This is a genomic window from Streptomyces sp. NPDC003393, assembly GCF_053589015.1.
The window spans coordinates 113,510-135,724 of the sequence record NZ_JBSFRB010000017.1; the positions used below are offsets into that span (position 1 = coordinate 113,510).

A 22,215-nucleotide genomic window follows, 5' to 3' on the forward strand; every position below is an offset into this window, starting at 1 on the left:
GCCCGCAACGACACAACGACCTCGACGTCTTGGGCATGCGCCGGTAGCGGCTGGGGTCACTGGGTGGGGCCGGGGGCGGGACGTGACCGGAGGTTGCGCGGGTTCCTGGCGCGCGTGGTCCTTCCCACCCCCGACTGCGGCGCGCCTACCCCGGATGCCGTTGGGGACGCGTTCGTCCGGTGTGTTTCCTCGCAGGCTCCTGGATGTGCCTGTGGGCCCAGCCGTGTGCACGGCCGGGCCCACAGGGTGGGTGTGGTGTCAGGTCACCATCGGTACCAGCGGCCGCGGCCGCCGCCGGCGTTCGTGGACCGCACCAAAAATCCGAGCAACCAGATCACCAGCACGACGAGGGCCACCCACCAGAGAATCTTGAGGGCGAAACCGGCGCCGAAAAGGATGAGCGCGAGAAGCAGTACCAGCAAAAGGGGAACCATGGATATCAACCTCCTGGCCCGCCGTGTGCCCTCCATCCTAGTGTTTATTCCTCGCATGTCCCTTTGTTTACGAGGGGTCGACCGGGGCACGAGCCGGTTACCGCAACGGCGTTGAGGAGGCTGCTGTCGGTCGACTCCGTGCGCATGATGACCACCGACCATACGAATCGCGATCGTGTTGCAGCGTGACGTACTGATCGTTCCGCCCGGTCAGCCGTTGAGCGCGGCGGAAGGCGCGTCCCCGTTCTGAGCCTGTCGGGCCCGCTTGGCGAGCGCCGTGGCCAGGTCCCGGACATTGTCCTCGTTGACGCCGTCCTTGTCCTTGTCCGTGGAATACGCCAGCGTCCACAGCAGCGTCGTGCCGACCCGGGTCTGGGTCACGGTGCCGGGCTCGCCGTCGTAGCCGACGGAACCGAACCGAGCGTCGCGGTCGTCGCCGATCGAGCCGAGGCTGAACGTCTTGGCCCGCTGTCCCACCCGCTTGCCGTAATAGCCGTCCCAGAGCACGTCGTACGCCTCCTGCGCGGCCTGCTCCCTGTCATAGGCGATGATCAGAAAGGTGACGGTGGCGGCGTTGTCGTCACGCTGGAAGGTCGAGGCGCCAAAGAAGCGGGAGCTTTCGCAGCCCGCGTTGCCCTTGATGGGACAGGCCTGCGAACGGTAGAGCTTGTCCATCGGAACGGTCGTGGGCCGAGCGGTCTCCTTCCAGCCCGGCATGGCCTCGCCATCCGGCAACGTCTCTCGTACTTGTTCCTTCGTGAGCGCCACCGCTTTGCCGTTCCAGCTGAAGCTCTCCGCGCCACCTCCACAGCCGGCCAGCAGCAGTGCCGCCGCGGTCGCCACGCACCACCGGAAGTTCCTCATGGCCATGCCACCACCCCTCAAGCCGTGATCTTACGCGGCCCTTCTTCGTGCAGAAGGCGTCCCCCGCGAACCGAGACCTTGAGCCACCGTCGCCAGTGACCGGTCGGCCGATACCGGTAGAAAGCCACATGATCAACCAAAAGGCGGTGCGGCCGTGTTCCAGGTGTAGGACGAGGGTGGCCGGGAGCGCGCATGCTGGCACCTATTGCCAAGGCGGGAGGGGTGCAGGGTCGCCCGGCGCCCCCCAGGGGTCGTGTCGCGCGTTGGGAAAAATCTCGCCCAAGATATGGACGTAGCGTTCATTACCTGCTTATGTGTACGCGTCGTTCATTTACTGGGTCGTGGGGAGAGCAGCCATGAGTACGCCCATCACCAACCGTGCCGCGGCCTCGCCTGACCCCCGCCGCTCCCGCACCCATCCCGTCTTGCTGACCAACTGAAAGGAACCACGTCCATGTCCACCACCGGCAACGTCGTCGTCATCACCGGCGCCTCCAGCGGTTTCGGGGCCCTGACCGCCCGCGCGCTGGCCGACGCCGGCCACACGGTCTACGCCGGCATGCGCCGGACCACCGGCCGTAACGCGCCCCAGGTCCAGGCCGCCGCCGACTACGCCCGCGAGCACAAGGTCGACCTGCGTTCCATCGAGCTCGACGTGAATTCCCAGGACTCGGTCGACACCGCCATCGCACGGATCGAGGCAGAGCACGGCCACATCGACGTGCTGATCCACAACGCCGGGCACATGGTGACCGGACCGGCCGAGGCGTTCACCCCCGACCAGCTCGCCGAGCTGTACAACGTGAACGTGCTGTCCACCCAGCGCGTCAACCGCGCCGCGCTGCCGGGCATGCGCAGGCGTGGACAAGGACTGGTGGTCTGGGTGTCCAGCACCAGCGTCAAAGGCGGCACCCCGCCCTACCTCGCCCCCTACTTCGCTGCCAAGGCCGGCATGGACTCCCTGGCGGTGTCCTACGCCGGCGAACTCGCCCGCTGGGGCGTGGAGACCTCGATCGTCGTTCCCGGCTCGTTCACCAGCGGCACCAACCACTTCGCGCACTCCGGCCGTCCCGACGACACCGCCGTCGAGGCCGAGTACGAGACCAGGTACGCCGGCCTGATGGACCAGGTGGCGGCCAAGCTCGCCGCCCTCGCCCCCCAGGACACGTCCGCGTCGCTGGTCTCCCAGGAGATCGCCCGCATCGTCGCCCTGCCCGCCGGGCAGCGCCCCTACCGCGTGCACATCGACCCCGCCGACGACGGATCCGAGGAGGTCTCCGAGGTCGCCGACCGCATCCGCCGTGAATTCCTCACCCGCATCGACCTCGCCGACCTGCTCACCGTCCAGCGCTGAACCCCGGGCCCGGGACGGGGGATCAACGCCAGCCCTCCCGCCCGTGCCCCCTACACCACCGAGGCCATCACCATGACCACCATCGAAACCCCGGCAGCCATCCAGACGTTCATCGAGGCGACCAACCGCGGCGACGCCGACGCCTTCGCCGCCGCGTTCACCCACGACGCCGACCTCGACGACTGGGGCCGCGTCTACCACGGCCGCGACGGTGTGCGCGCCTGGGACCGCACCGACAACATCGGCGTCCAGGCACACTTCGAGCTGGAGGCGATCGAGCCCGGCCTGTCCCCTGACACCTACGTCGCGACCCTGACCGTGACCGGCAACGGCCACAATGGCACCGGCCCCATGACCTTTCGCCTGCGCGACGGGCTGATCGCGAGCCTGCGGATCGCCCCCTGACACCGGCCGCGACGGAAGACTGACATGACCCCCGGCAACCGAGGACGTTGACTCTGCGACGGGCGAGGGCGTTCACGGCCTGCGTGTGGCGTTTGCCCTCGGCGCGCTTCCTGACCGCGTTGAAGTCGCTGCCGGACCTGATGGTACGTAAGAAGCTCGGCCCGGCCGAGATCGACACCGGCCTGCTGGCCGGGCCGTGGCGGCGGCTGGTGCTGTCCGCGCCGCACCTGGAGCCGGGCACGGTGGACTGGAAGGCGTACGCGTTCTGCGTGCTGGAGCAGCTGCACCGGCTGCTGCGTCGGCGGGAGGTGTTTGCGAAGAACTCCTCCAAGTGGGGCGACCCGCGGGCAAAGCTCCTCGCGGGCGAGGCGGGGGAGCAGACCAAGCCCACCGTGCTCGCCTCTCTCAACCTGCCTGCCAAGGCCGGGAAGCACCTGGCTGCGCGGGCCGCGTTGCTGGACGGCACCTACCCGCGAGGTGGCCGGGCGGGTGCCGGCGAACTCCCAGATCGTGTTCGATGACGACGGGCGGCTGCACTTCGCCGTCCTGGAGCCGGAGCCCGAATCCGCCTCCCTGTGTCAACTGCGGGAGGCGGTGGAGGCGATGCTGCCCCGGGTCGAACCTGCCGGAGGCGCTGCTGGAGGTGTTCTCGTGGACCGGCGCCGACCAGGCGTTCACCTCGGTCACCGCGGCGAGGCCCGGTTGAAAGACCTGCACGTGATGATCGCCGCGCTCTGGTCGCGCACAGCTGCAACGTCGGCTACACCCCGGTCGTCGGCGCCGCGGACGCGCTGAAGCACGGTCGCCTCTCCCACGTCGACTAGTTGGCGGTGTGCGGGCCCGTCTTGCCCGTGAACGGGAAGAGCGGATAGCCCTCCACGCATTGACCCTCGGGTGGGTGATAAGGCCAGCCTATCCCAAACCGGTACAGGAGGGTCAGCATGATGGCCACTCCGAGCAGGGCGAGCCACCTGGTGGCCTGCCCGCCGGGAAGAGGCCACCTTCGCAGTGCGAGTTGGGTCAGAAGCAGCAACAGGGCCACGCAAAGCCACACGACGGGCGTCATCATCTGCAGCCCTATGTTGTTGCTGAAGTTGTTCCCGAGCGGGCAGTCCGCCCACGATCGAACAGTCCACACTGTGCCGCCATACACGCCGACGGCAGAAAGAGCGGGAGCCAGCAAATACCAGCCACAACCCGGCGCAGAGGTGATCGCCCCGTCCTGCCCCCGCAAAACGTGCATCCCATCGCCTCCACTGAACGACTGCGGCGCCGACTACCAAGCAAGCTGACCGGCCGACTCCCAACACGGCGACCGAGCTACTTCACTCACGCTGACCAAAGAAACGATCAGTCGGTTCCCGCTTGAGCCACCGTTTCATGATCGCCCGGACAAGTCCTAGACGTACCTGCGGCTGGCCACCTACCGGGCTGCGAACGCCACGCTATCGACTACCAGGCGTCCATCCCGCTCGCGCAAGTCTGGGGTGGCGGTCTGGTCGCCGTCCGTGGGACGGCATGCGGTTCGTCGTCCCCGTCCCCAGCGTGTACGCCCGCCCGAACCCCAAGTACTTCGGGCGCCGGGGCGGCGCCACCCGGCTCAACATGATCCAGGCTGCCGTATTGCATCCAATGCAACATACGGTTCGCACCGTCAAGGCCGGTTATGGCAGGTGGCGAAGAGGCTAGCTTCAGTTCGTCGATGCCGCTGACGCTCTGGCCAGGCCCGCGTAACCAACCCAACGTTGTTGCGTTAAATGCAACGTGAGTCGAGTCGTTGATTTGCCAGGGGCCGCGCACTTGGTCCTCGCCGACGGGGTCGTGCACTTGGACCCCGAGCCCGCCGTCTTCGACGCAATGTTGGATGGATGGGCTCGCCAGCAGCGCACGCGGTTCCTCGACTGGGAGTCGACCATTCGCCCCAGGGTCTCCCTGGTCAAGCGGCTCGCTCGGTTCACGAACCAGTACCCCTGGCAGTGGGAGCCCGCGGAACTGGAGGCCTTCTTCGACTACCTTCGAACTCGGCGTCCAGGAAAGCCGCTCGCTGTGTCGACGGCTCGGAACTACCAGAACGATCTTCGACTGTTTCTCGACTACGTCACCGATGCCCCGCTACGGCTGGCCGGTGACATGCAGTGAGCGCTTCGATCGGGCTCCGGTTCAGTTGCTGCACGAGTGGAACACCGTCACTCACAGCAGTGAGTACGAGGGTGCCGCCGAACGGCGCCCACTCACCTACGACGAGGTGCAGGCGCTCTTCGACGCTGCTGACGGCCGTGTGGAGGCCATTCGCAAGCTGCGGCGCAAGGGTTCCCTCGCCGCCCTGCGTGACGCCATGGTCCTCAAGGCTGTCTACGCGTACGGGCTACGACGGCAGGAAGCATGCGGCTTGGACATCAGCGACCTGCGCCGGAACCCGAAGGTCGCCTCTTACCGCAACTTCGGAGCGGTCTTCGTGCGCTACGGCAAGGCCTCGAAGGGAGGCCCTCCCAAGCGCCGAAGTGTCCTTACCGTGCCGGAGATGGACTGGATCGTCGAAGTCCTCGACCAGTACCTCACCGAGGTCAGACCCGGTTTCAACCCGGGCAAGCACCCGGCGTTCTGGGTCACCGAGCGGCGGGGCCGTATGTATGTCTCTGCGGCGACTGAACGCTGCCTTCGAGTCGGCACGCCAAGAAGCTGACCTGCCAGCGGAGCTGGATCTTCACTCGCTACGGCACAGCTACGTGACTCATCTCATCGAGTTCGGTTATCCGGAGAGGTTCGTCCAAGACCAGGTCGGCCACGCGTACGCCAGCACCACGGCCATCTACAGCCACGTCTCGGACGAGTACCGCAACCGACTCCTGCTGCGTTCGCTGCAGGCCCGGCACGGCGATCTATGGGGGCTGGAAGCATGATCCGGAAGATGGGTATCGCCTGGCACTTGCGGATCCGGATGGCGGAGAAGGGCATGTTCCAGACCACGGACCTGGTCACGCACTTGGCCGAACGTGGCGTGCACCTGTCGCGCGAGCAGGTCTTCCGCCTGGTCACCCAGACGCCGCAGAGACTGTCCACGGACGCACTTGCAGCCTTGTGCGACATCCTGGACTGCCAGCCCAACGACCTGATCGAGGTGCAGGTCGTCAACGCCGAATTGCGCAAGGCCGGCGGAGATACTGCTGGACCCCCGCCGGCGGCCCGACGTACCACGATCCGTCGACCGGACCTGACGTGAACGTGCATCGCAAGGCCGAGGCAGCCCGAGAAGCCGTCCTCGACCACGTCATATCGGTCCTGGAGCACCCCTCCGCTGAGCAGGTGGCTCAAGCCGTGGACCGTAGCTCGATCCGCGGCCGCGCCTGGATCACCCTCGCTGAGCACTTCGAGCGGCACCCTGATGCTCTGCAGCACCCGGGCACTCACATGCCCCCGTCGGCGGTGCGTCTCGCCTACGCTCTCGCTCAAGCCGGCCTGCGCCCCGTCACGCTGCCGGCATGCGCAGGATGCGGACGGGTCACCCCCTACCTCGACCGGTGGACAGAAGCCGGACGCAGTTGCACCACCTGTGTCGCCCGGACGTATCCGCCGGAGCCATGCTGCCGCTGCCACCGCCGCATGAGAATCTCCGCCCGGGGCCCTGACGGCCCCCTGTGCGGGACCTGTTACGGCAAGGCCAAAGCGACGGAATGCGGAGGATGCGGGCACGTACGGCGCCCCTCGGCCCGCCTGCCCGACGGCAGCGTACGTTGCCAGAGCTGTGCACCCCGTCCACAGCACCAGTGCTCCGTCTGCGGTGAACAAGCTCCCGCCCAGGCCATCACTGAGTCGGGTCCCGTCTGCCGAAAGTGCTACCGGCCGCCCGTCCGTCGGTGCGGCACATGCGGAGAGCTCAGCCGCATTGTTCGGCGCGGCTCCGCTACCCGAGCGGAGAAGTGCCAGAGCTGTTACCGGCCGCCCGCCGAGCCGTGTTCCAACTGCGGCAAGGTCGCTCCCTGCGCACGCCGTCTCAACGGAAGGCCCCTGTGCCAGTCCTGCCATCAGCGTCCTGAAAGGCCCTGCGCACGGTGCTCCAAGATGGCACGGGTACAAGCGGAGTGGCCTATGGGGCCCGTATGCAAAGCCTGCTACGGCAGCGTCCGGCGAAAGCCAGCAGCGTGTCCGCTTTGTCAGCAGCGACGCCCACTGGTCGCGCGAGATGCCGACGGAACGGACGTGTGCGGCCCCTGCGTCGGATCGGACCTCACCTACCCATGTGCGGGGTGCGGTTCCAGCAGCGACGGCATCTACCGCGTCCGGTTGTGCTCACGGTGTTTCCTCAAGGCCCAACTGGCCGAACGACTCGGAGGCGATGAGGACGTGCTGCCCTCTCCTCTGGCAGCCACATACCTAGCCCTGACCGGCGCCGGACGGCCACACAGCGTGATCTATTGGCTGTCCCGCGACGGGGTCAGCGATCTACTTGACCAGCTCAAGAGCACTGGCACGAAGCCGACCCACCAACGGTTCGACGAGCTGGCGAGTACACCGGCGACTCGATACGTCCGCGACCTGCTCGTCGCGGCTGCAGTCCTGCCTCCGCGCGACGAGTACCTCGAAGCCCTTCCTCGATCGGCGGATGACCTGCTGGCGCATGCGCCCGACCATCATCGGCGGATCGTCACCCCCTTCGCCCATTGGGACCTCCTGCATCGAGTCCGCCGCGCTAACCGCGGCAGAGCCACTCGAATCTCTACGCAGAACAGAACGAGGTCAACACTGAGGCGAGTACTCGAACTGCTGACCTGGCTCGATGACGAGGGAACAAGCCTTGATCAGCTCACTCAGCTCGAACTCGACCGGTGGCTCGACGAAGGCAGCATCACGAGAAGGGACGTCAGACCCTTCATCACCTGGGCCGAGCGCCGCGGCCTCGCCTCGAACCTGCACGTGCCGCCCCCACGCATTGCCGCACCCAAGACGTTCATCAAAGAGGAAGAACGGGTTCAGCAACTGCGCCGCTGCCTCTCGGCAGAGGATCTCCCTGGCATCGTCCGCACCGTCGGGGCCCTGGTACTGCTCTTCGGATTTCCCTACACGCGGCTCCTCGGCCTCACCACCCACGACGTGATCATCGGCGGCGACGTTGTGGAACTCGGTATCGATGGGCACAGCCTGCGTTTGCCGCCCAGAGTCGATCAACTGCTGCTCGAGCAGCGGAAAGTAAGCGCGGAGCGCTGGACTATCAACCAGACAGCCAGCACAACACCGTGGCCAGGAACCCGCGCGACCCATCCGGTCCGAATACCTCGGCCTACTGCTACGACGTCACGGCTTCGAAGGCCTCGCCAGCCGCAACAGCGCCCGTCTTGCCCTGGCCTCCGGCCTGCCGGCATCCGTCCTCGCGGACCTCACGGGCACGAGCATCAGCAACGCCACACGGTGGACCGGATACGCCAGACGCGACTGGCTCGACTACATCGCGTCCCGCACGCAGATCTGACTGCTCCCCGGTCGACGGCCATGGATCAGAGAGACCATCACGAGATGGGGGCGGTCATAGCACCTCTGCGCATTCGTCGACGAATGCGCAGAGCCGACGAATGAGGCTCAAGAAGAAGGGGGTGGGGTCCGAGTCGCCCTTCATGTGAGGTGCATCCTGGAGCCACTGCTGCCACAGGCCCCCCGGTTCTCGGAAGCGGTCGGCTTGGCCACCTCCAATGTTCAGGTCGATGAACTGGAGAGCGCCCATGACGACGGTCTGGTCGTACGCGAGGTCAGGGCGGCAGAGGTAGCGATCCAGGTAGGCGGCGAGCAAATCAGCGTCGCGCGCCGTTCCGAAACTGGCCAGGGCCACGCAGTAGGCCAGCCCAACGCAGCAGACCTCGCTGGCCAGCAGGAGTGCCCCGAGGTGCTCACGGAACTCGGTCCGGCGGGAGACGGCTACGAGCCAAGCCGCAGTTCTTCGTTCCCGCCAGCCGCCCTCAAGAAGCTTGGCGACCTCATCTGCGGTGATGAGTCCCGCGTCCTCACGAAGGTCTCGCATAAATCGGTAGCACTCAGGACTTTGCATGCGCAGCAAGCCGCCGCCGAGCTTCAGGTAGCGTCGCTCGGGCGTGACGTAACGACGAACCAATGCCAGCAACTCAGCATCGTCGTGAGGATGGCGTATCACACTGGCGATCTTGCCGTGCCGCCTCGGAACAGAGCCAGTCCTCCCTTGCCCCGATGTGAGTGAGTACGGTAGTTGGCACCTGTGCTGAAGTATGCGCTCAGCCCCAAGGCCCGTAGGTCAGCCGCCGTAGAGGCCCCACTCGTCGAGGCCCCCGTAGATGTGCGCTTCGAGGCATTGCGGGGCATCAAGGCCCATGGCCTCACCCCGGTACACGGCGATGAGGGAGTCCTTGCCTCGCCACCACGAGTCGGTCACACCCTGTACTTCGGGGACCGGCTCGAATGCGCCGAGATCCAGTGTGTCGACGGCCTTGCGCTTAACCCTTGTGACGGTCGTGGCCCAGCGGCGGGCATGAGCGGCGAGCGCCAGGGATTCCACCCATCCGTCAGTGCTGGCATGCAGGGGCGTCCACTGGTAGGCGTCGATGCCGAATGTACCGTCGGGGCCGATCATGAAGCTGTAGGCCATGGACACCCGGCAGTCCCCTGCCGGGAACGACCAGCCTTCCGCGGGCACTTCCTCGGGGCAGTCGGCGTCCAGGATGCGCGGACCGCCCTCGTAGAACGGGGCCGGCGGCAGGGCAAGGCCGCCCCAGCGGTCCTGGAAGGCAGCGGCCCGCTCGATCTCCGCAGCGGGGATCCCGTGCTTGATCCACGCGTCGCGGTGACGACGGATGTCCTGCCGGCGAACACGTATGCCCTCCGTCTCGATGAACCGCTGGGCCCTGCGGCTCAGGCCGGCAGGCGCGACCGGGACGGACGATACGGGCTGGTCAGCCATTACCGCTGCTCGCCGTCCCCGGAGTGGAGCACGGCCGACGCGATCTCCCGTACGCGCTCCGGGCTGATTCCTGTGCGCTGCTCGATGGCGAGGGGGTGGTCGGTGGGCTCCAGTTCGACGAAGGGGCGCTCGCCGACCGGACGGGTATGGACGCGCGTCTTCAGGTTGAGCGTCGTCGCCGGGTATACCGGAAGATCGGTGGTGAGCCAGCCGAAGTACGGCTTCTCAGCCTCGCGGCCGGGCCTGTCCCACAGATCCGAGGCTCGGGAGAAGCTCTCTCGGCTGAGCGAGACCCAGACGCCCCAGGAGAACACCTCGGCACTGCCGATGACCGGTATCTCGATCAGGCCCTTCACGAAGTAGTGCTGCCCGCGAACCACGCACTGGTCCGCAGAGAGCAAGCAGTCCTCGGCGTCGGCGAAGGCCGGCTGCCACACGGCGGGGGCCTCTGCCGTGTAGTTCATCGGCAGCTCAGGGTGGTGGGCCCCGCAGCACGCGCAGGTGAACCCCAAATCACTGGTCATGGGCCCGGAGCCTAGCGACGGACTCCAGCCGGACCCGAAGGGGGCTTACTCGGCCACCGCCCTGCGCGGCCAACTACCACGCTCAGTCACAGCTGGCTCCCCCGACGACAGGCGATGGCACGTGGCTTCCTTGGCGCCGGAATACAGCAGCTACGGAACAAGTGCACTCCGCCAACAAACGACCAGGCAGCGGGCCTGGGCGGGAAGGCAGTGGCCTGGACCCCGCGCGACTCCCCGGCATGTTGATGTGGTGTCGCACGAACGGGGAGAGGCGGACGACGTCCTCGTCGCTGACGTCGAAGCCGTCCGCGCGTAGATGGTTCACGGCGGCGTCCAAGTAGCGGGTGTTGAAGAGTACGAGGCTGGGCCGCTACTCCTTCCAACTGCCCGACTTGACCGGTGGACTGCGTCCCCTGCGTGACAAGGACGTTGCCGACGACACATGAGTGACGTCCCGAACCTGTCCTGACCGTCGTCTGCTTGACCGGAGACTTCCTGCTTGCGGGCCCTTGCCCCGAGGGGGACTGGCAGTCGTCACGCCCGCCAGGTCATGACGGCTTCGCGGACCCCTTCGCCCACCTTCCGGCGGGCCCCGATTCAGCCTGTGTCATGCATCACATCCGGCCCATGTCACATCCAGGCCGCCTGCTCCCATCTGGTGGGCGTCAGCAAGCGAGCCGAGGAGGACGGAACGATGAGCGCACGGCAGGAGACCGGGACGGCGAGCATGCACCGCGTGGTGATCCTGGGGGCGGGATATGCGGGCATGGCCGCGGCCGTCCAGCTCGCGGCCAGGGCGCGGCGAAGCGGGGGAGTGCGGGTGACCGTGGTGAACGCGCAGGAGCGGTTCACCGAGCGCATGCGGCTGCACATGACGGCGACCGGGCAGCAGCTCGCCGAGCTGAGCATCCCTCAGCTGCTGGAGGGCACGGGCGCGCAGTTCGTGCGCGGCTGGGTGACGGCGGTGGACCCGGACGCGAAGACCGTGCGGATCGACGATGACCGGGTGCTGCCCTACGACACGCTGGTGTACGGGCTGGGCGGCGTCGCCGACACCTCGGCGGTGCCGGGGGCCGAGGACCACGCCTACACCCTGAGCAGCGGCCAGGACGCCGAGCTGCTGGCCGACCGGCTGGCGCGGCTCGGCAGCGGCACGGTGGTGGTCGCGGGCAGCGGGCTGACCGGCATCGAGGCGGCTGCGGAGATCGCGGAGCGGCACCCGCAGTTGCGCGTCGTGCTGCTGGGCAGGCAGGAGCCCGGTGCGACCATGGCCCCGAAGGCCAAGGCGTATGTGCACGCCGCGCTCCACCGGCTGGGCGTCCAGGTGCGCGCCGGCGTCGAGGTCGTGAAGGTGCTGCCCGACGCGGTCGAGCTGGCGGGCGGGGAGAGCATTGCGGCCGACGCGGTCCTGTGGACGAGCGGCACGCGGACCTCGCCGCTGGCGGCCGCCGCCGGGCTGGCCGTCGACGGGCACGGACGTATCGTCACCGACGCCGCGCTGCGGTCGGTGTCCCACCCCGAGGTGTACGCGATCGGCGATGCGGCCGCGATCCGCCAGGGCTACGGCGTCATGCACGGCACCTGCCAGGGCGGCATGCCGACCGGGGTGCACGCCGCGCTGACGATCGACCGGGTGCTCAGAGGCAGGCACCCCAAGCCGTTCCGCTTCGGTTACTACCACACGCCGGTGAGCCTGGGACGCGGTGACGCCGTGGTGCAGTTCACACGGCCTGATGACAGCCCGCGCCGGATCTGCCTGACCGGCCGCATGGCCGTCCGGTACAAGGAGACGGTGACCGCCTCGCCCTGGCCGACCTACGGCCGTATGAAGAAGATGCCCGCCTCGGGAGCGTTCTGGCCCCGCGGGGGCCGCTTCACCCGGCTCCGGGAGGCCAAGTGACCGACCTGTCCGCCCACCCCGGCCAGCAGGTCTTCCACGAGCACCGGCGGCTGCTGTTCTTCGTGGCCTACCGCCTGCTGGGCAGCGCGGCCGACGCCGAGGACGCGGTCCAGGACGCCTGGATCAAATGGTCCGCCTCCGACCGCTCGCAGGTGGCCGACCCCAAGGCGTACCTGACGCGCATCGTCTCGAACCTGGCGCTGGAACGGTTGCGCTCCACCCGGCACAGGCGGGAGACCTATGTGGGGCCGTGGCTGCCGGAGCCCATCCTCACCGGCAGGGATGCCTCCGAGGTCGTCACGGACGCCGAGTCGGTCTCGATGGCCATGCTGGTGGTGCTGGAGACGCTCAGCCCGCTGGAGCGCGCGGTGTTCGTGCTGAAGGAGGTCTTCGACTTCAGCCACGCCGAGATCGCCGAGGCGGTGGAGCGTTCCGAAGCCGCGGTGCGGCAGGCCTCGCACCGAGCCCGCGAGCACGTGCGGGCCCGGCGGCCGCGCTTCGCCGCCGACCGGTCGCGGCAGCGCGAGGCCACCGAGCGGTTCTTCACCGCCGCGACCGGCGGGGACGTCAACGCCCTGATGGACCTGCTCTCCCCGGACGTCACCCTGTGGACCGACGGCGGCGGCAAGGTCCGCCAGGCCCTGCGCCCGGTTGTGGGCGCGGCCACGGTGGCCGCCTGGTTCGCGGCCATCGGCACCGTCACCTACCAGGGCGTCGAGCCTGCCGACATGAAAGCCGAACTCGTCGAGATCAACGGTGGGCCGGGCATCGTGTTCAGCGGGCCGGGACGCGTGATCGCCACCGTCACCTTCGACTTCGACGCCGACGGTTGTATCACCGCCATCCACAACGTGGCCAACCCGGACAAACTCCAGGCCGTCGCCGACGGCACCGCTTACGACCTCGGAACGCAGTGAGCGTCGTCACCGCATGCTGCCGCCGGGCGCGAGCAGGCTGGTGAGCTCGGCGATTGCCTCGGGGGGCGGCTTGAAGCGGCGGCGGACGTTCTCCGGCTTCTGTGCCGGGACCTCGCCATGAGCATCAGCGGCGAGGCGCCCTGCTCGCCGAGGCGGGTCAGGGCGGAGTGGCGGTACTCGTGCAGATCCCAGCCGGTACCGGGCCCGCGCACCGCGGTGTGCTCGTCCAGCAGGGCGCGGGCCTGACCGTAGGACAGGCGGGCGAACCCGGTATCCGGGCAGACGTCTCGCGCGGAGACCACCTTGCCCGGCTCCGGGCGGCGGTGGGTGACGAGCACGTAGACCGTCTCCAGCACGAAGTCCTCCCGGGTCTGCCCGCGGCGCCGGGTCTTGGCGCGGGCGCCCTTCGCCTTCACCGGTGCACGGCGACCGGCCAAGTCCAGGTCCTCGATGTTCAGCCCGAGGATCTCCTCCGCCCGGGCGGTTGTCTCGTAGAGCATCCGGTAGAAGGTTTTCTCCCGCAGGTGGACCTCGCGGCGGGCGATCAGCCGGTCGATCGCCATCTTCGATCGTGCCGGGGTCTCCGAGTCCGGCACGGCCAGCCGCTTCGACCAGGCCGGCACGGCGGGCGCGTCGTGGCCGCGCTTGCGGCACCAGCTTGAAAGAGCCAGCGATCTTGAACATGGGGGAGCGCCGCCCGGCCTGTGCCGCCCGGGCGGTGCTCACTGCGCTGTCAGCCCCCGGGGGGTCCCTGCACGGATACCTGAAGAGCCTGCAGCAGTAGCCGACCCGCCAACCGCCGCCACCGCGACGGCCGGGCCGGTCGGCCCCGGAGGACAGCCGACGCCGCCTCGGAGCGGAGGCCAACCGCAGCCCGCGACCGGCACCTGCCGCATGCCCTGTCCGCCGTGCACCCCCGCTTCAAGGTGCCCCACCGCGCGGGGCTCGTTGTCGGCCTGGTCGTCGCGGTGCTGGCGGCGACGGTGGACGTGCGCGGCGCGATCGGCTTCTCGTCCTTCGCGGTGCTGGTCTACTACGCGTCGCCAATGCCTCGGCCTGGACGCTGATGCCGTCGGAGAACCGGCCACCCCGCATCGTCCCTGCCGTCGGCCTGGCCGGCTGCCTGCTGCTGGCCTTCACCCTGCCCGTGACGTCCGTGGCGTGGGGTGCGGCAGTGCTGGTGCTGGGGGCTGCGGCGTACGGAGTGCGGTATGCGGTGAACGCACGCCGCACCTCGTAGGGCCTATGGAGCGTCTTTGCCCAGGGACTTCACGGGCCAGTTCGGCCAGTGCCTTGGGGCCGGCCTCTGTGGCCGTGTAGACGCGCCGGACACGGCCGTCGACGACTTGCTGTTCGGAGACCAGGAGCCCGTCGGCCTCCAGCCGGTGCAGCGTCGGATACAGCGTTCCAGGACTGATGTCGTAGCCGTGGTACGCCAGTTCCTCCGCCATCCACGCGCCGTGGATCTCCCCTTCGGCGGCATGGTGAGGATGTGCAACCGCACTGCGCCGCGCTGGAATTCACGCACCGTCCACCTCCACGCCGCCCCACTCGATAGCGACGAAACCGATATCGGCCTTCGAGTCCACGCGCCGCAGAAAGGCGGGGGAGTGGTCGGCCGACCGCTCCCGTCGACCGATGGACGGGCCAGGTCGCACCCACGCAAGTGAGAGCGAGCGGCCAAGATGCGGCACGGCAGACTCGCGCACGAACCATCCTGCCGAGCCTGCGTACAGGTGAAGTGCTCGCCCCTACAACGCTCGAACGAACGTGCAACATGACGCCCTCGCGCAGGCGCGGCATCCGGCGTCGGGGCGAGCTAGATTGTCCTACCGCAGTCGATCAGTAGCACACAGTGACCGAGCGGGCCTCCCGTGTCTGCGGAGGTCGCCCCTGAGAATCAGGGAAGGGAGCAGAACTGTGCCGATCTCTCGTCGCGATGCCCTCAAGCTGGGTGGCGGGTCCCTGATGGTCGGCGGTGGGGCCAGCTTGGTCGCCGCTTGCAGCCCGACGGCGGCGTCCGACACGTCGGCTTCCGTCAAGGCGGACTACACGGTGCGGATCGCGACCGGGCGCGTCGAGCTCGCGCCGGGCACGGTCGTGACGACCACGACGTACAACGGTCAGTTCCCCGGTCCGCTGTTGCGGTTCACCGAGGGCCGCCCGGTCGTGGTCGACGTTCACAACGACACCGGCACGCCCGAGCTGCTGCATTGGCACGGGCAGCGGGTTCCCGCCTCAGTGGACGGGGCGTCGGAGGAGGGCACGCCGTTCATTCCCGCGCATGGGATGCGGCGCCTGGCGTTCACGCCGGGACCGGCCGGTTTCCGCTTCTTCCACACGCATGTGGCAGCCTTCGGCGATCTGAACCGTGGCACGTACACCGGTCAGGCAGGGCCGGTCTACATCGAGCCGAAGACCAACCTCGGGGCCTACGACCAGGAGGTCTTCCTGACGCTGAAGGAGTTTGAGCCCTCCCTCAGTCACGGCGGGGACATGGCCCAGGACTTCCTGGCCGGGACCGAGGTGCCGGAGTTGAGGCAGCGGGGTGAGAAGGCGATGGCCGATTCGTTGGCCCGGGGCATGCCGCACGGCAACGAGGTCGGCTACCGCGTTTTCAGCATCAACGGCCGCAAACTCGGCCACGGGCAGCCGGTCAAGGTCAAGGTCGGGCAGCGCGTGCTGTTCCACGTCCTCAACGCCAGTGCCACCGAGATCCGCAGCCTGGCCCTGCCCGGCCATACCTTCAAAGTGGTCGCCCTCGACGGCAACCCCGTACCCCGCCCGGCCGACGTGCCGGTGCTGTGGATCGGCACCGCCGAACGCGTCTCGGCCCTGGTGGAGATGAACCACCCGGGCGTGTGGATCCTGGGAGATCTGGCCGACGACGACCGCAACGCCGGCATGGGCGCCGTGGTGGAATATGCCGGCCGCAGCGGCAGCCCTCAATGGGCTGCACCGCCAAAATCCAAGTGGGACTACCGCACCTTCGCCCATCCCGGCACCGCCACTCAGCGGCCCGACCACACGTTCGACCTGCTGGTGGAGAAACGCAACGCCGCCGACAAGGGCTTCAACATCTGGACCCTCAACGGCGTGCCCTTCTCCATGGACACCAACAAACCGGTCCTCGATGTCGAACGCGGCAAGCGGTACCGGATGCGGTTCCGCAACGCCACCGACGACATCCACCCCCTCCACCTGCACCGCCACACCTTCGAGGTCACCCACATCGCCGGCACCCCCACCCACGGCCTGCACAAGGACGTCGTCATGCTCGGCGGCTACCAGCGCCTCGACTTCGACTTCACCGCCGACCAGCCAGGACTGTCCCTGTTCCACTGCCACCAGCAGCTCCACATGGACTATGGATTCATGATCCTGCTGCGCTGCCGCTGAAACCGTGCCGCCCGCCGCTGAGACCGGATGATCGTGCTCGGGGTTCCTGCCTAGGTCTGCGATGCCCCGAACCGTCTGGAGCAGCGCCATCAACCCCCGGGAGAGAGTCCTCATGGCCAACAAATCCTGGCGCGATCTGCGTCCACCGTCTGCTACATCGGGCGACGACGACGGCACCACCGGATACATCGAGTACTTCCAGGTACGGCAGTTGCACACGCTTCAACGGCCGGCAACGGAATCCGCCTACGACATGGGCTTTGTGGTGAGCTCACAGGTGATGGAGCTCTACTTCGGGCTGCTGTGTCATGAGCTCGCCCGAGCGCGACGCGAAGTCCATGACGACGACGTCTGCGCCGCCTCCCTCACCCTGCGCCGGAGCGTCAGCCATCTGCGTGCTCTGGAGGGCACCTGGGAAAGCTACGCGGACATGACGCCCGCGGACTGGAACCCCATCAAGGCTCGGCTGGGAAAGGGCGAGTCCTCCTCGGTCCACTCGTACATGTACCGGCACATGGCGTTCCTGCTGGGCCTGAAGTCCTCCAAGATGCTGGAGCCGCACCGGTCCACCCCGCTGATCCACAAGGGGCTTCAAGAGGCGCTCAGCGCGCCCAGTCTGTACGACGAGGTTCTGGCGCTGTTGGGGCGCAGAGGGCTGCCGTTGCCCGAGGAGGTCGTTCACCGCGACTTTGCCGAACCGTACGTCCCTCGGCCAGAGGTCGAGGCAGCATGGGTGCGGGTCTACCGCGAGAAATCATTCGCAGCGCTACAGGCGCTGGGCGAATTGCTGACCCAGGTCAGCGAGCACTTCACCCGGTGGCTGCAAAGACACCTCACCGTGACGGTACGCACTTTCGGCGCCAAGCCGGGCTACTACGGTACGGACGCCGTCGCATGGCTGCGCCGCGGCCTCGACCAGCCCGTCTTTCCCGAATTGTGGAGCTCGCGTACCTCCATGTGATCACCGATGTACCGAAGCGCCCTTCATGGCATCCGACCGACCTGATGCAACCGATCGTGCCCGGTGTCGGAGCGGGGCGCCTGAAAGACGACGCCCTGGCCCAGCTGTCCGATCTGAAGACCGGCTCTCGAACGAGCAGCACGTGCTGGAGGGTGCACGAGAAGGGCGCCGGTGGGGGCCGGGTGCGGCGTGGCCAGGGCCTCGTCGCCAAACTGGGCCAGTTGAACAGGGACGCACGACGGCGCGCCGCAACACGGAGCCCGCAACGGCGAGCCGGCCTCAGCGCCCTCGACAGCCCTCAACCGCGGTGTCAGTGGTGAACATGTTCGGTGCCTTGCTGATCACCAAGCTGCCGGACCGTAGGCCGATACGGCTTCAGCTCACATTGACGTGCTCCCTGGCCTGAAGTCCAGGGATCCGGCCTGGATCGTCTGACCCTTCCGGGGGCTTCCTGCTTCACCACGCTGTGCGGGGGTTCACCACGGTGACCTTGGTTCCAGGGGCGACCCGAAGTTTCGCCGGGCTGATGGCGAAGCCCCTGATCACGATCCGCGCCGACGCGGGCCCCCCGCCGGTGTTTGTAGGCGAAGGGTTGGCGGTGCCGTCACGCGTTCACGCCGACCAGAGTGAGCAGGACGAGGGCGCAGGCTCCCCCGAAGGCAAGCAGGGCGCGGCCCACACGCGGAGATATCAGTGCCATACCGGACAGACCTTTCCGGGCCGGTGATCAGGGCGGGCGGACGTCGGCCGTGCCACTCAGGGTCGCCCTCCTGGACGCCGCTCGCTCTGCCCATACGGCCGGCCGCCTCGCCCGCTCACCCGAAGGGGGCGCAAAGCGTCATCTTCCCGGAAACCGGCGGCGCGCACTGCCGACGGACACCCACGATCAAAGCCGCTGGGCAGGACCCGCCACGACTGGCTGTCGATGGGCCGCGCGGATCAGCGCCCGCAGTCGGGCCAGCGGCTCCGACTCAGCCCAGCGCCGGGGTGAGGCGGCTCAGCGGCACCTTGCGGCGGTGGGGGCGCGCCGCGCTGGTGCGTAGGCCCATCAGGTGCGGAACCGACACCTCTGGGACCCGCCTCGCCGGCGCGTCGTTCTCGTACGCCTCCGGGACCAGGAAGGCTCCGGCGGGGCCGACGTGCAGAGCCTGGTTGCTCATGTCGTACTCCTTACGCATCTCGCCCGGTAGGGCGGCCGCCCGGCTCTGGAAGCCGAAGCGGAGCCTCACGCCGAGCCCACACCGCCGACGCTCGATGGGTTGAGTGGTGTCGCCGACGTCCTCGCCGCTGTGAAAGCTCTCGGTCACGGAAGAGAGAATGACCCGTGATCATGAAAATCGTCTGAATCGACCCTAAGAAGACCGATAAGACCATGTATGGGTGATATGGAAATGCTCAGTGTGAAGTCATCGCCGGGCTCGGACAACGCCCCGGTCCGAGCGGCACGGCAGCGTCGGCACGCCCCACGTTTCGACTGTCCCGCTGATCAGGGTCGGATCGGCCAGTCACTGCAGCGGGACCCGACCACGACGAGGAGGAACCCGTCGTACTGCGGGTGCTGCACCCGCGCGCACGGGCCGGTGCCGGCCAGTCCGTCGTGCTGGGCGGCCTCGTGCTTGACCTATCAGGCGGCCGCAATCAGCCAGAACCCTGCGCGACGGCAACGTAGCAGGCCAGGCGGAACGGGCAGATGCGGATCGCCCGACCGGCCGGTCGTGTCGTTCCACAGGTGGGCGCCGACAGTCGGCCTCCAGGGCAGGGCGGTAGCCGGTAGCGAGTAGCTGGGTGAGACGGGCGACCTCGGCGGCCAGCAGGGCGCAGGACTGGTTGCGGTCGCGTAACCGTTCAGGTCGCGCGGGAAATGTTCGTCTGCGGCGAGCACGTGGGCCCGGGCACGCCGACGCATCGGTGAAAGGCTGCTGCGGTGGCTGTCTCCCCGCGGCGGCGGGGGAGGACCCGGTTCGCTGGGCCGCGCTCGGCGTGCACGTCATCCTGTACGGCGGGCTGTTGGCCGGCGGGTTCGCGGCCGGTGAGACGCTGCTCGTCAACGGGGCGACCGGCAACCTCGGCAGCAGCGCGGTCGCGGTCGCGCTCGCCAGGGGGGCCGTGTGGTCGCGCCGGGTTGCGACTCCCGCCGAGCGCACCCAGTGCGGCAGCGCGCGCGGCAGCCATCACCAGCGGGAAGTGCCGCGGGGCCGCCGCGCCGACGACACCGAGCGGTTCTCGCTTTCCGAGGGAACCGGGCGTACCACCGGCCGTCGTTCAGGCCCGGGTGCAGCCGCCGTCGGCGAAGAGTTCGGCGCCGGTGACGAACGACGAGGCGTCCGAAGCCAGGAAGAGGGCGGCCTCGGTGATTTCCTCGGCGTCGGCCAGCCGCCCCAGTGGCACGGTGGCCTCGGCGAACTGGTCGGCGCCCGGTCCCGCGGCGTCCAGCAGGCCAGGGGTCCGCGTGGGTCCCGGGCTGAGCACGTTGACCCGGAATCGGCGCTCCCGTGACTGTCGGGCCCAGTTGTGCACGAGGTTGCTCACCGCCGTCTTGGAGGCGCTGTAGACCTCGAGCTGCTCATTGGGTCGCACACTGTTGCTCGAGCCGACGACCAGGATGGAGACGTTCTCCGCCAGCGGCGGAAGCGCCTTCTGAACGGTGAAGAGTGTGCCCTTGACGTTGACGGCGAGCGTCCGGGCGACGTTCGCCTCGGTGTGGGCGCCGAGCGCGGCGTCCGCGGCGATGCCCGCAATCTGGTCGCCGATACGCAGCGTGGCCTCGGCGGCCTACCGCCTGACCCGCAGAAGTCCACAGACCGATCCTGAAGAAAACCTGTCGTGGTCACAGTAGACATCGGCTCATCGCAGGGTTACGGTTTCTGTTGTACTCAGGAAGTCGATGAGGGCACGGCAGAGACGAACTGCCGTGCATGCACGTCAGGCAAAACCCGGCCCGAGGGCCGTGAGCAGTACCCGCGTTATCCAGCAGTACAACCGAGTAACCGAGGTAAGGAGCAGAACGCCATCAGGATCGCCCGGGCGAGGACGACGTCAGCCCGGGTACCGCAGACCTCGGATTGGAAGGTGGTCCCCGGTCACGCATTCACGATCCCCGCAGCCCCGCCCTCCCAGGCGGAACCTGCGGACACACAAGGCCGGCGCTCTGAGCCGGTAGATGGTGTTGAAAGCTCGGGGCCCGGGTGCCAGTTCGGTACCCGGGCCCCCCGACGCGTCCCCTGGAAGAAGAGGTCTATGCCCCCTCGCAGTACCCGCCCCGTCGCCCCTCTTGACGACGACGACTACCCCGCCTACACCATGGGCCGGGCCGCCGAGATGCTAGGCACCACTCCCGCCTTCCTCCGAGCCCTCGGCGAACACCGCCTGATCACCCCCCTGCGCTCCGAAGGCGGTCACCGCCGCTACTCCCGTTATCAACTGCGCATCGCCGCCCGCGCCCGCCAACTCGTCGACCAGGGCACCCCCATAGAGGCCGCCTGCCGCATCGTCATCCTCGAAGACCAACTCGAAGAAGCCCAGCGCATCAACGAGCAACTACGCACTCAGGGCGGCGAGTCACAGCCGAAGACCAAGGCCTGATCAGAACGCCAGGCCACGGGCGGACACCGACCGTCCGCGAGCGAAGCCGTCTTCACCAGACTTTCCTGCCTCTGACCTTGCGAGAGTGCCCCGTCCTTCAGGGCGGGGGTGAATCGCATCTCTAGCCCGCTCTGACCTCGGCCGTTGGCATGGATCTGCACTGTTGAGCCGCGCCTGTGGCATCCCGTGCTCAGTCCGGCCGCTTCTGCTGCGCGATGTAGTCCTTGACCACCCGGAGCGGCGCGCCACCGCACGAACCCGCGAAGTACGACGGCGACCAGAACCGGCCCTGCATGATCGCCCGGTTCACCCGGCCTGTGAACCCTGGACACCGCGTACCGGAACTTCTTCGACGGCCTGAAGGGTGGATCGCGGAGGGCAGGTCCTTCACCCCGCCGTCCGCGGCACGCCGCACCCACGGCTGACCCCCGAAGTCGATGTCCGGGTAGATGCACACGTACCCGGACGGGCAGTCAGTCGATCCCGGCACGCGCCGGGCCGGCGCCGCCGGTGGCCGATGCGGGTTCGCCGGGGCCGGTGAGGGCGCCGGGGTGAGGAAACGGTCATGCACTTTCGATGGCCGTCACTCCCGCACGAGCGGAAGACGCGGCGTCGACGACGGCGCGGGTCGGGATGTTGGTGCGGCGGCGGATTCGATACACCGGCGCCCTGGGGCAGGGCATGTCTCGGTCTGCGTGAAATAGAGGTGAGAGAAGGAATTCCGGTTTCGTGATGGCGAAAGAAGCGCATCGCGCGACAAGCGGCTGCGTGTGCCGCTTGAAACTCTGGTCGAGCCCGAGAGGAGCGAAGCTGAAACGATTGCCTCGTTCCGGCCGAACGTCAATGGGCTCTTCAGGGTGGTGGCGCGAAAGACCCGGGCTGAAGAGTGACGGCGCATCAGGGGTGCGGGAGAAGGGCTCGGGAATCACCTGAGAGCGCCTGTGCCGCGGTGCCGGACG

20 protein-coding genes and 7 pseudogenes are annotated in these 22,215 nt (G+C 68.1%); 14 read left to right on the top strand and 13 right to left on the bottom strand.

From position 1 onward, the window contains the following. Positions 1-263 precede the first annotated feature (263 nt). Positions 264-434 carry a hydrophobic protein gene (locus ACWDUZ_RS18830; RefSeq protein ID WP_306191676.1) on the bottom strand — a complete coding sequence of 57 codons (171 nt, stop codon included), beginning with the start codon at positions 432-434 and terminating at the stop codon, positions 264-266. 210 nt (positions 435-644) lie between these two features. After that, a complete protein-coding gene (locus tag ACWDUZ_RS18835) occupies positions 645-1,277 on the bottom strand; it encodes a hypothetical protein (RefSeq protein WP_451632911.1) in 633 nt (210 codons plus the stop codon). 475 nt (positions 1,278-1,752) lie between these two features. Between ACWDUZ_RS18835 and ACWDUZ_RS18840 the strand changes: the two genes are divergently transcribed. From ACWDUZ_RS18840 to ACWDUZ_RS18875, 8 genes and pseudogenes are all read left to right on the top strand, one after another. Beyond that, the gene (locus ACWDUZ_RS18840) at positions 1,753-2,652 is read left to right on the top strand and encodes an SDR family oxidoreductase (RefSeq protein ID WP_451632912.1); all 900 of its coding nucleotides are present in this window, start codon (positions 1,753-1,755) and stop codon (positions 2,650-2,652) included. Positions 2,653-2,724: 72 nt separating this feature from the next. Beyond that, positions 2,725-3,057 carry a nuclear transport factor 2 family protein gene (locus ACWDUZ_RS18845; protein ID WP_451632913.1) on the top strand — a complete coding sequence of 111 codons (333 nt, stop codon included), beginning with the start codon at positions 2,725-2,727 and terminating at the stop codon, positions 3,055-3,057. 110 nt (positions 3,058-3,167) lie between these two features. Beyond that, positions 3,168-3,878, top strand: a pseudogene (locus ACWDUZ_RS18850) (Tn3 family transposase); the annotation flags it as partial. A 582-nt stretch (positions 3,879-4,460) separates the two neighbouring features. Then, a pseudogene (locus ACWDUZ_RS18855) lies at positions 4,461-4,683 on the top strand (Tn3 family transposase); the annotation flags it as partial. Positions 4,684-4,914: 231 nt separating this feature from the next. Beyond that, positions 4,915-5,196 carry a phage integrase N-terminal SAM-like domain-containing protein gene (locus tag ACWDUZ_RS18860; RefSeq protein WP_451632914.1) on the top strand — a complete coding sequence of 94 codons (282 nt, stop codon included), beginning with the start codon at positions 4,915-4,917 and terminating at the stop codon, positions 5,194-5,196. Then, positions 5,183-5,740 (top strand): hypothetical protein, encoded by a 558-nt coding sequence (locus ACWDUZ_RS18865; RefSeq protein ID WP_451632915.1) that lies wholly within the window; start codon positions 5,183-5,185, stop codon positions 5,738-5,740. Before ACWDUZ_RS18860 ends, ACWDUZ_RS18865 begins: the two co-directional genes overlap by 14 nt. Next, the gene (locus tag ACWDUZ_RS18870; protein ID WP_451632916.1) at positions 5,688-5,957 is read left to right on the top strand and encodes a tyrosine-type recombinase/integrase; all 270 of its coding nucleotides are present in this window, start codon (positions 5,688-5,690) and stop codon (positions 5,955-5,957) included. The genes ACWDUZ_RS18865 and ACWDUZ_RS18870 overlap by 53 nt, the downstream gene beginning before the upstream one ends. Continuing rightward, the gene (locus ACWDUZ_RS18875) at positions 5,954-6,277 is read left to right on the top strand and encodes a helix-turn-helix domain-containing protein (RefSeq protein WP_451632917.1); all 324 of its coding nucleotides are present in this window, start codon (positions 5,954-5,956) and stop codon (positions 6,275-6,277) included. The genes ACWDUZ_RS18870 and ACWDUZ_RS18875 overlap by 4 nt, the downstream gene beginning before the upstream one ends. 1,514 nt (positions 6,278-7,791) lie before the next feature. On the opposite strand, the gene ACWDUZ_RS18880 is transcribed toward ACWDUZ_RS18875, so the two are convergent. From ACWDUZ_RS18880 to ACWDUZ_RS18900, 5 genes and pseudogenes are all read right to left on the bottom strand, one after another. After that, the gene (locus tag ACWDUZ_RS18880; RefSeq protein WP_451632918.1) at positions 7,792-8,190 is read right to left on the bottom strand and encodes a hypothetical protein; all 399 of its coding nucleotides are present in this window, start codon (positions 8,188-8,190) and stop codon (positions 7,792-7,794) included. Positions 8,191-8,575: 385 nt separating this feature from the next. Next, positions 8,576-9,193: a DUF6000 family protein gene (locus ACWDUZ_RS18885; RefSeq protein WP_451632919.1), complete on the bottom strand. Its 618-nt coding sequence runs from the start codon at positions 9,191-9,193 to the stop codon at positions 8,576-8,578. Positions 9,194-9,310: 117 nt separating this feature from the next. Next, a complete protein-coding gene (locus ACWDUZ_RS18890) occupies positions 9,311-9,973 on the bottom strand; it encodes a hypothetical protein (RefSeq protein WP_451632920.1) in 663 nt (220 codons plus the stop codon). Beyond that, on the bottom strand, positions 9,973-10,437 hold the full coding sequence (locus ACWDUZ_RS18895) for a DUF2199 domain-containing protein (protein ID WP_361740168.1): 465 nt from the start codon (positions 10,435-10,437) through the stop codon (positions 9,973-9,975). The genes ACWDUZ_RS18890 and ACWDUZ_RS18895 overlap by 1 nt, the downstream gene beginning before the upstream one ends. 247 nt (positions 10,438-10,684) lie before the next feature. After that, positions 10,685-10,861: pseudogene (locus ACWDUZ_RS18900) on the bottom strand (Tn3 family transposase); the annotation flags it as partial. Positions 10,862-11,191: 330 nt separating this feature from the next. On the opposite strand from ACWDUZ_RS18900, the gene ACWDUZ_RS18905 reads away from it, so the two are divergent. Next, positions 11,192-12,397, top strand: coding sequence for an NAD(P)/FAD-dependent oxidoreductase (locus tag ACWDUZ_RS18905; protein ID WP_451632921.1), 1,206 nt, complete (start codon positions 11,192-11,194; stop codon positions 12,395-12,397). Beyond that, the gene (locus tag ACWDUZ_RS18910) at positions 12,394-13,314 is read left to right on the top strand and encodes an RNA polymerase sigma-70 factor (protein WP_451632922.1); all 921 of its coding nucleotides are present in this window, start codon (positions 12,394-12,396) and stop codon (positions 13,312-13,314) included. Before ACWDUZ_RS18905 ends, ACWDUZ_RS18910 begins: the two co-directional genes overlap by 4 nt. 6 nt (positions 13,315-13,320) lie before the next feature. On the opposite strand, the pseudogene ACWDUZ_RS18915 reads toward ACWDUZ_RS18910, so the two are convergent. Next, positions 13,321-13,985 (bottom strand): annotated as a pseudogene (locus ACWDUZ_RS18915) (site-specific integrase); the annotation flags it as partial. Between the two features lie 201 nt (positions 13,986-14,186). Between ACWDUZ_RS18915 and ACWDUZ_RS18920 the strand changes: the two are divergent. Next, a pseudogene (locus ACWDUZ_RS18920) lies at positions 14,187-14,554 on the top strand (amino acid permease); the annotation flags it as partial. Here ACWDUZ_RS18920 and ACWDUZ_RS18925 read toward each other — a convergent pair. Next, entirely contained in the window at positions 14,451-14,765 is a 315-nt protein-coding gene (locus tag ACWDUZ_RS18925) for a PadR family transcriptional regulator (RefSeq protein ID WP_451632923.1), read from the bottom strand. The pseudogene ACWDUZ_RS18920 and the gene ACWDUZ_RS18925 overlap by 104 nt on opposite strands. 469 nt (positions 14,766-15,234) lie before the next feature. On the opposite strand from ACWDUZ_RS18925, the gene ACWDUZ_RS18930 reads away from it, so the two are divergent. Beyond that, positions 15,235-16,713, top strand: coding sequence for a multicopper oxidase family protein (locus tag ACWDUZ_RS18930; protein ID WP_451632924.1), 1,479 nt, complete (start codon positions 15,235-15,237; stop codon positions 16,711-16,713). 112 nt (positions 16,714-16,825) lie between these two features. Further along, a complete protein-coding gene (locus ACWDUZ_RS18935) occupies positions 16,826-17,674 on the top strand; it encodes a tryptophan 2,3-dioxygenase (protein WP_451632925.1) in 849 nt (282 codons plus the stop codon). 971 nt (positions 17,675-18,645) lie between these two features. Here ACWDUZ_RS18935 and ACWDUZ_RS18940 read toward each other — a convergent pair. Together ACWDUZ_RS18940 and ACWDUZ_RS18945 are read right to left on the bottom strand one after the other, a co-directional pair. Then, a complete protein-coding gene (locus tag ACWDUZ_RS18940) occupies positions 18,646-18,981 on the bottom strand; it encodes a hypothetical protein (protein ID WP_451632926.1) in 336 nt (111 codons plus the stop codon). Positions 18,982-19,936: 955 nt separating this feature from the next. Continuing rightward, positions 19,937-20,431: an SDR family NAD(P)-dependent oxidoreductase gene (locus ACWDUZ_RS18945; RefSeq protein ID WP_451632946.1), complete on the bottom strand. Its 495-nt coding sequence runs from the start codon at positions 20,429-20,431 to the stop codon at positions 19,937-19,939. Between the two features lie 480 nt (positions 20,432-20,911). Between ACWDUZ_RS18945 and ACWDUZ_RS18950 the strand changes: the two genes are divergently transcribed. Beyond that, positions 20,912-21,256, top strand: a complete 345-nt coding sequence (locus ACWDUZ_RS18950; RefSeq protein WP_451632927.1) for a MerR family transcriptional regulator — start codon at positions 20,912-20,914, stop codon at positions 21,254-21,256. 190 nt (positions 21,257-21,446) lie between these two features. Here ACWDUZ_RS18950 and ACWDUZ_RS18955 read toward each other — a convergent pair. Both ACWDUZ_RS18955 and ACWDUZ_RS18960 read right to left on the bottom strand, forming a co-directional pair. After that, positions 21,447-21,578 (bottom strand): annotated as a pseudogene (locus tag ACWDUZ_RS18955) (transposase); the annotation flags it as partial. A gap of 84 nt (positions 21,579-21,662) precedes the next feature. Beyond that, positions 21,663-21,827 (bottom strand): annotated as a pseudogene (locus ACWDUZ_RS18960) (peptidase inhibitor family I36 protein); the annotation flags it as partial. Positions 21,828-22,215: the final 388 nt, after the last annotated feature.

Coding starts and splice junctions, on each gene's coding strand:
- ACWDUZ_RS18845 (WP_451632913.1), top strand. CDS start 2,725: ATGACCACCATCGAAACCCCGGCAGCCATCCAGACGTTCATCGAGGCG.
- ACWDUZ_RS18895 (WP_361740168.1), bottom strand. CDS start 10,437: ATGAACTACACGGCAGAGGCCCCCGCCGTGTGGCAGCCGGCCTTCGCC.
- ACWDUZ_RS18870 (WP_451632916.1), top strand. CDS start 5,688: ATGTCTCTGCGGCGACTGAACGCTGCCTTCGAGTCGGCACGCCAAGAA.
- ACWDUZ_RS18875 (WP_451632917.1), top strand. CDS start 5,954: ATGATCCGGAAGATGGGTATCGCCTGGCACTTGCGGATCCGGATGGCG.
- ACWDUZ_RS18905 (WP_451632921.1), top strand. CDS start 11,192: ATGAGCGCACGGCAGGAGACCGGGACGGCGAGCATGCACCGCGTGGTG.
- ACWDUZ_RS18935 (WP_451632925.1), top strand. CDS start 16,826: ATGGCCAACAAATCCTGGCGCGATCTGCGTCCACCGTCTGCTACATCG.
- ACWDUZ_RS18925 (WP_451632923.1), bottom strand. CDS start 14,765: ATGGCGGAGGAACTGGCGTACCACGGCTACGACATCAGTCCTGGAACG.
- ACWDUZ_RS18840 (WP_451632912.1), top strand. CDS start 1,753: ATGTCCACCACCGGCAACGTCGTCGTCATCACCGGCGCCTCCAGCGGT.
- ACWDUZ_RS18830 (WP_306191676.1), bottom strand. CDS start 434: ATGGTTCCCCTTTTGCTGGTACTGCTTCTCGCGCTCATCCTTTTCGGC.
- ACWDUZ_RS18860 (WP_451632914.1), top strand. CDS start 4,915: ATGTTGGATGGATGGGCTCGCCAGCAGCGCACGCGGTTCCTCGACTGG.
- ACWDUZ_RS18890 (WP_451632920.1), bottom strand. CDS start 9,973: ATGGCTGACCAGCCCGTATCGTCCGTCCCGGTCGCGCCTGCCGGCCTG.
- ACWDUZ_RS18950 (WP_451632927.1), top strand. CDS start 20,912: ATGCCCCCTCGCAGTACCCGCCCCGTCGCCCCTCTTGACGACGACGAC.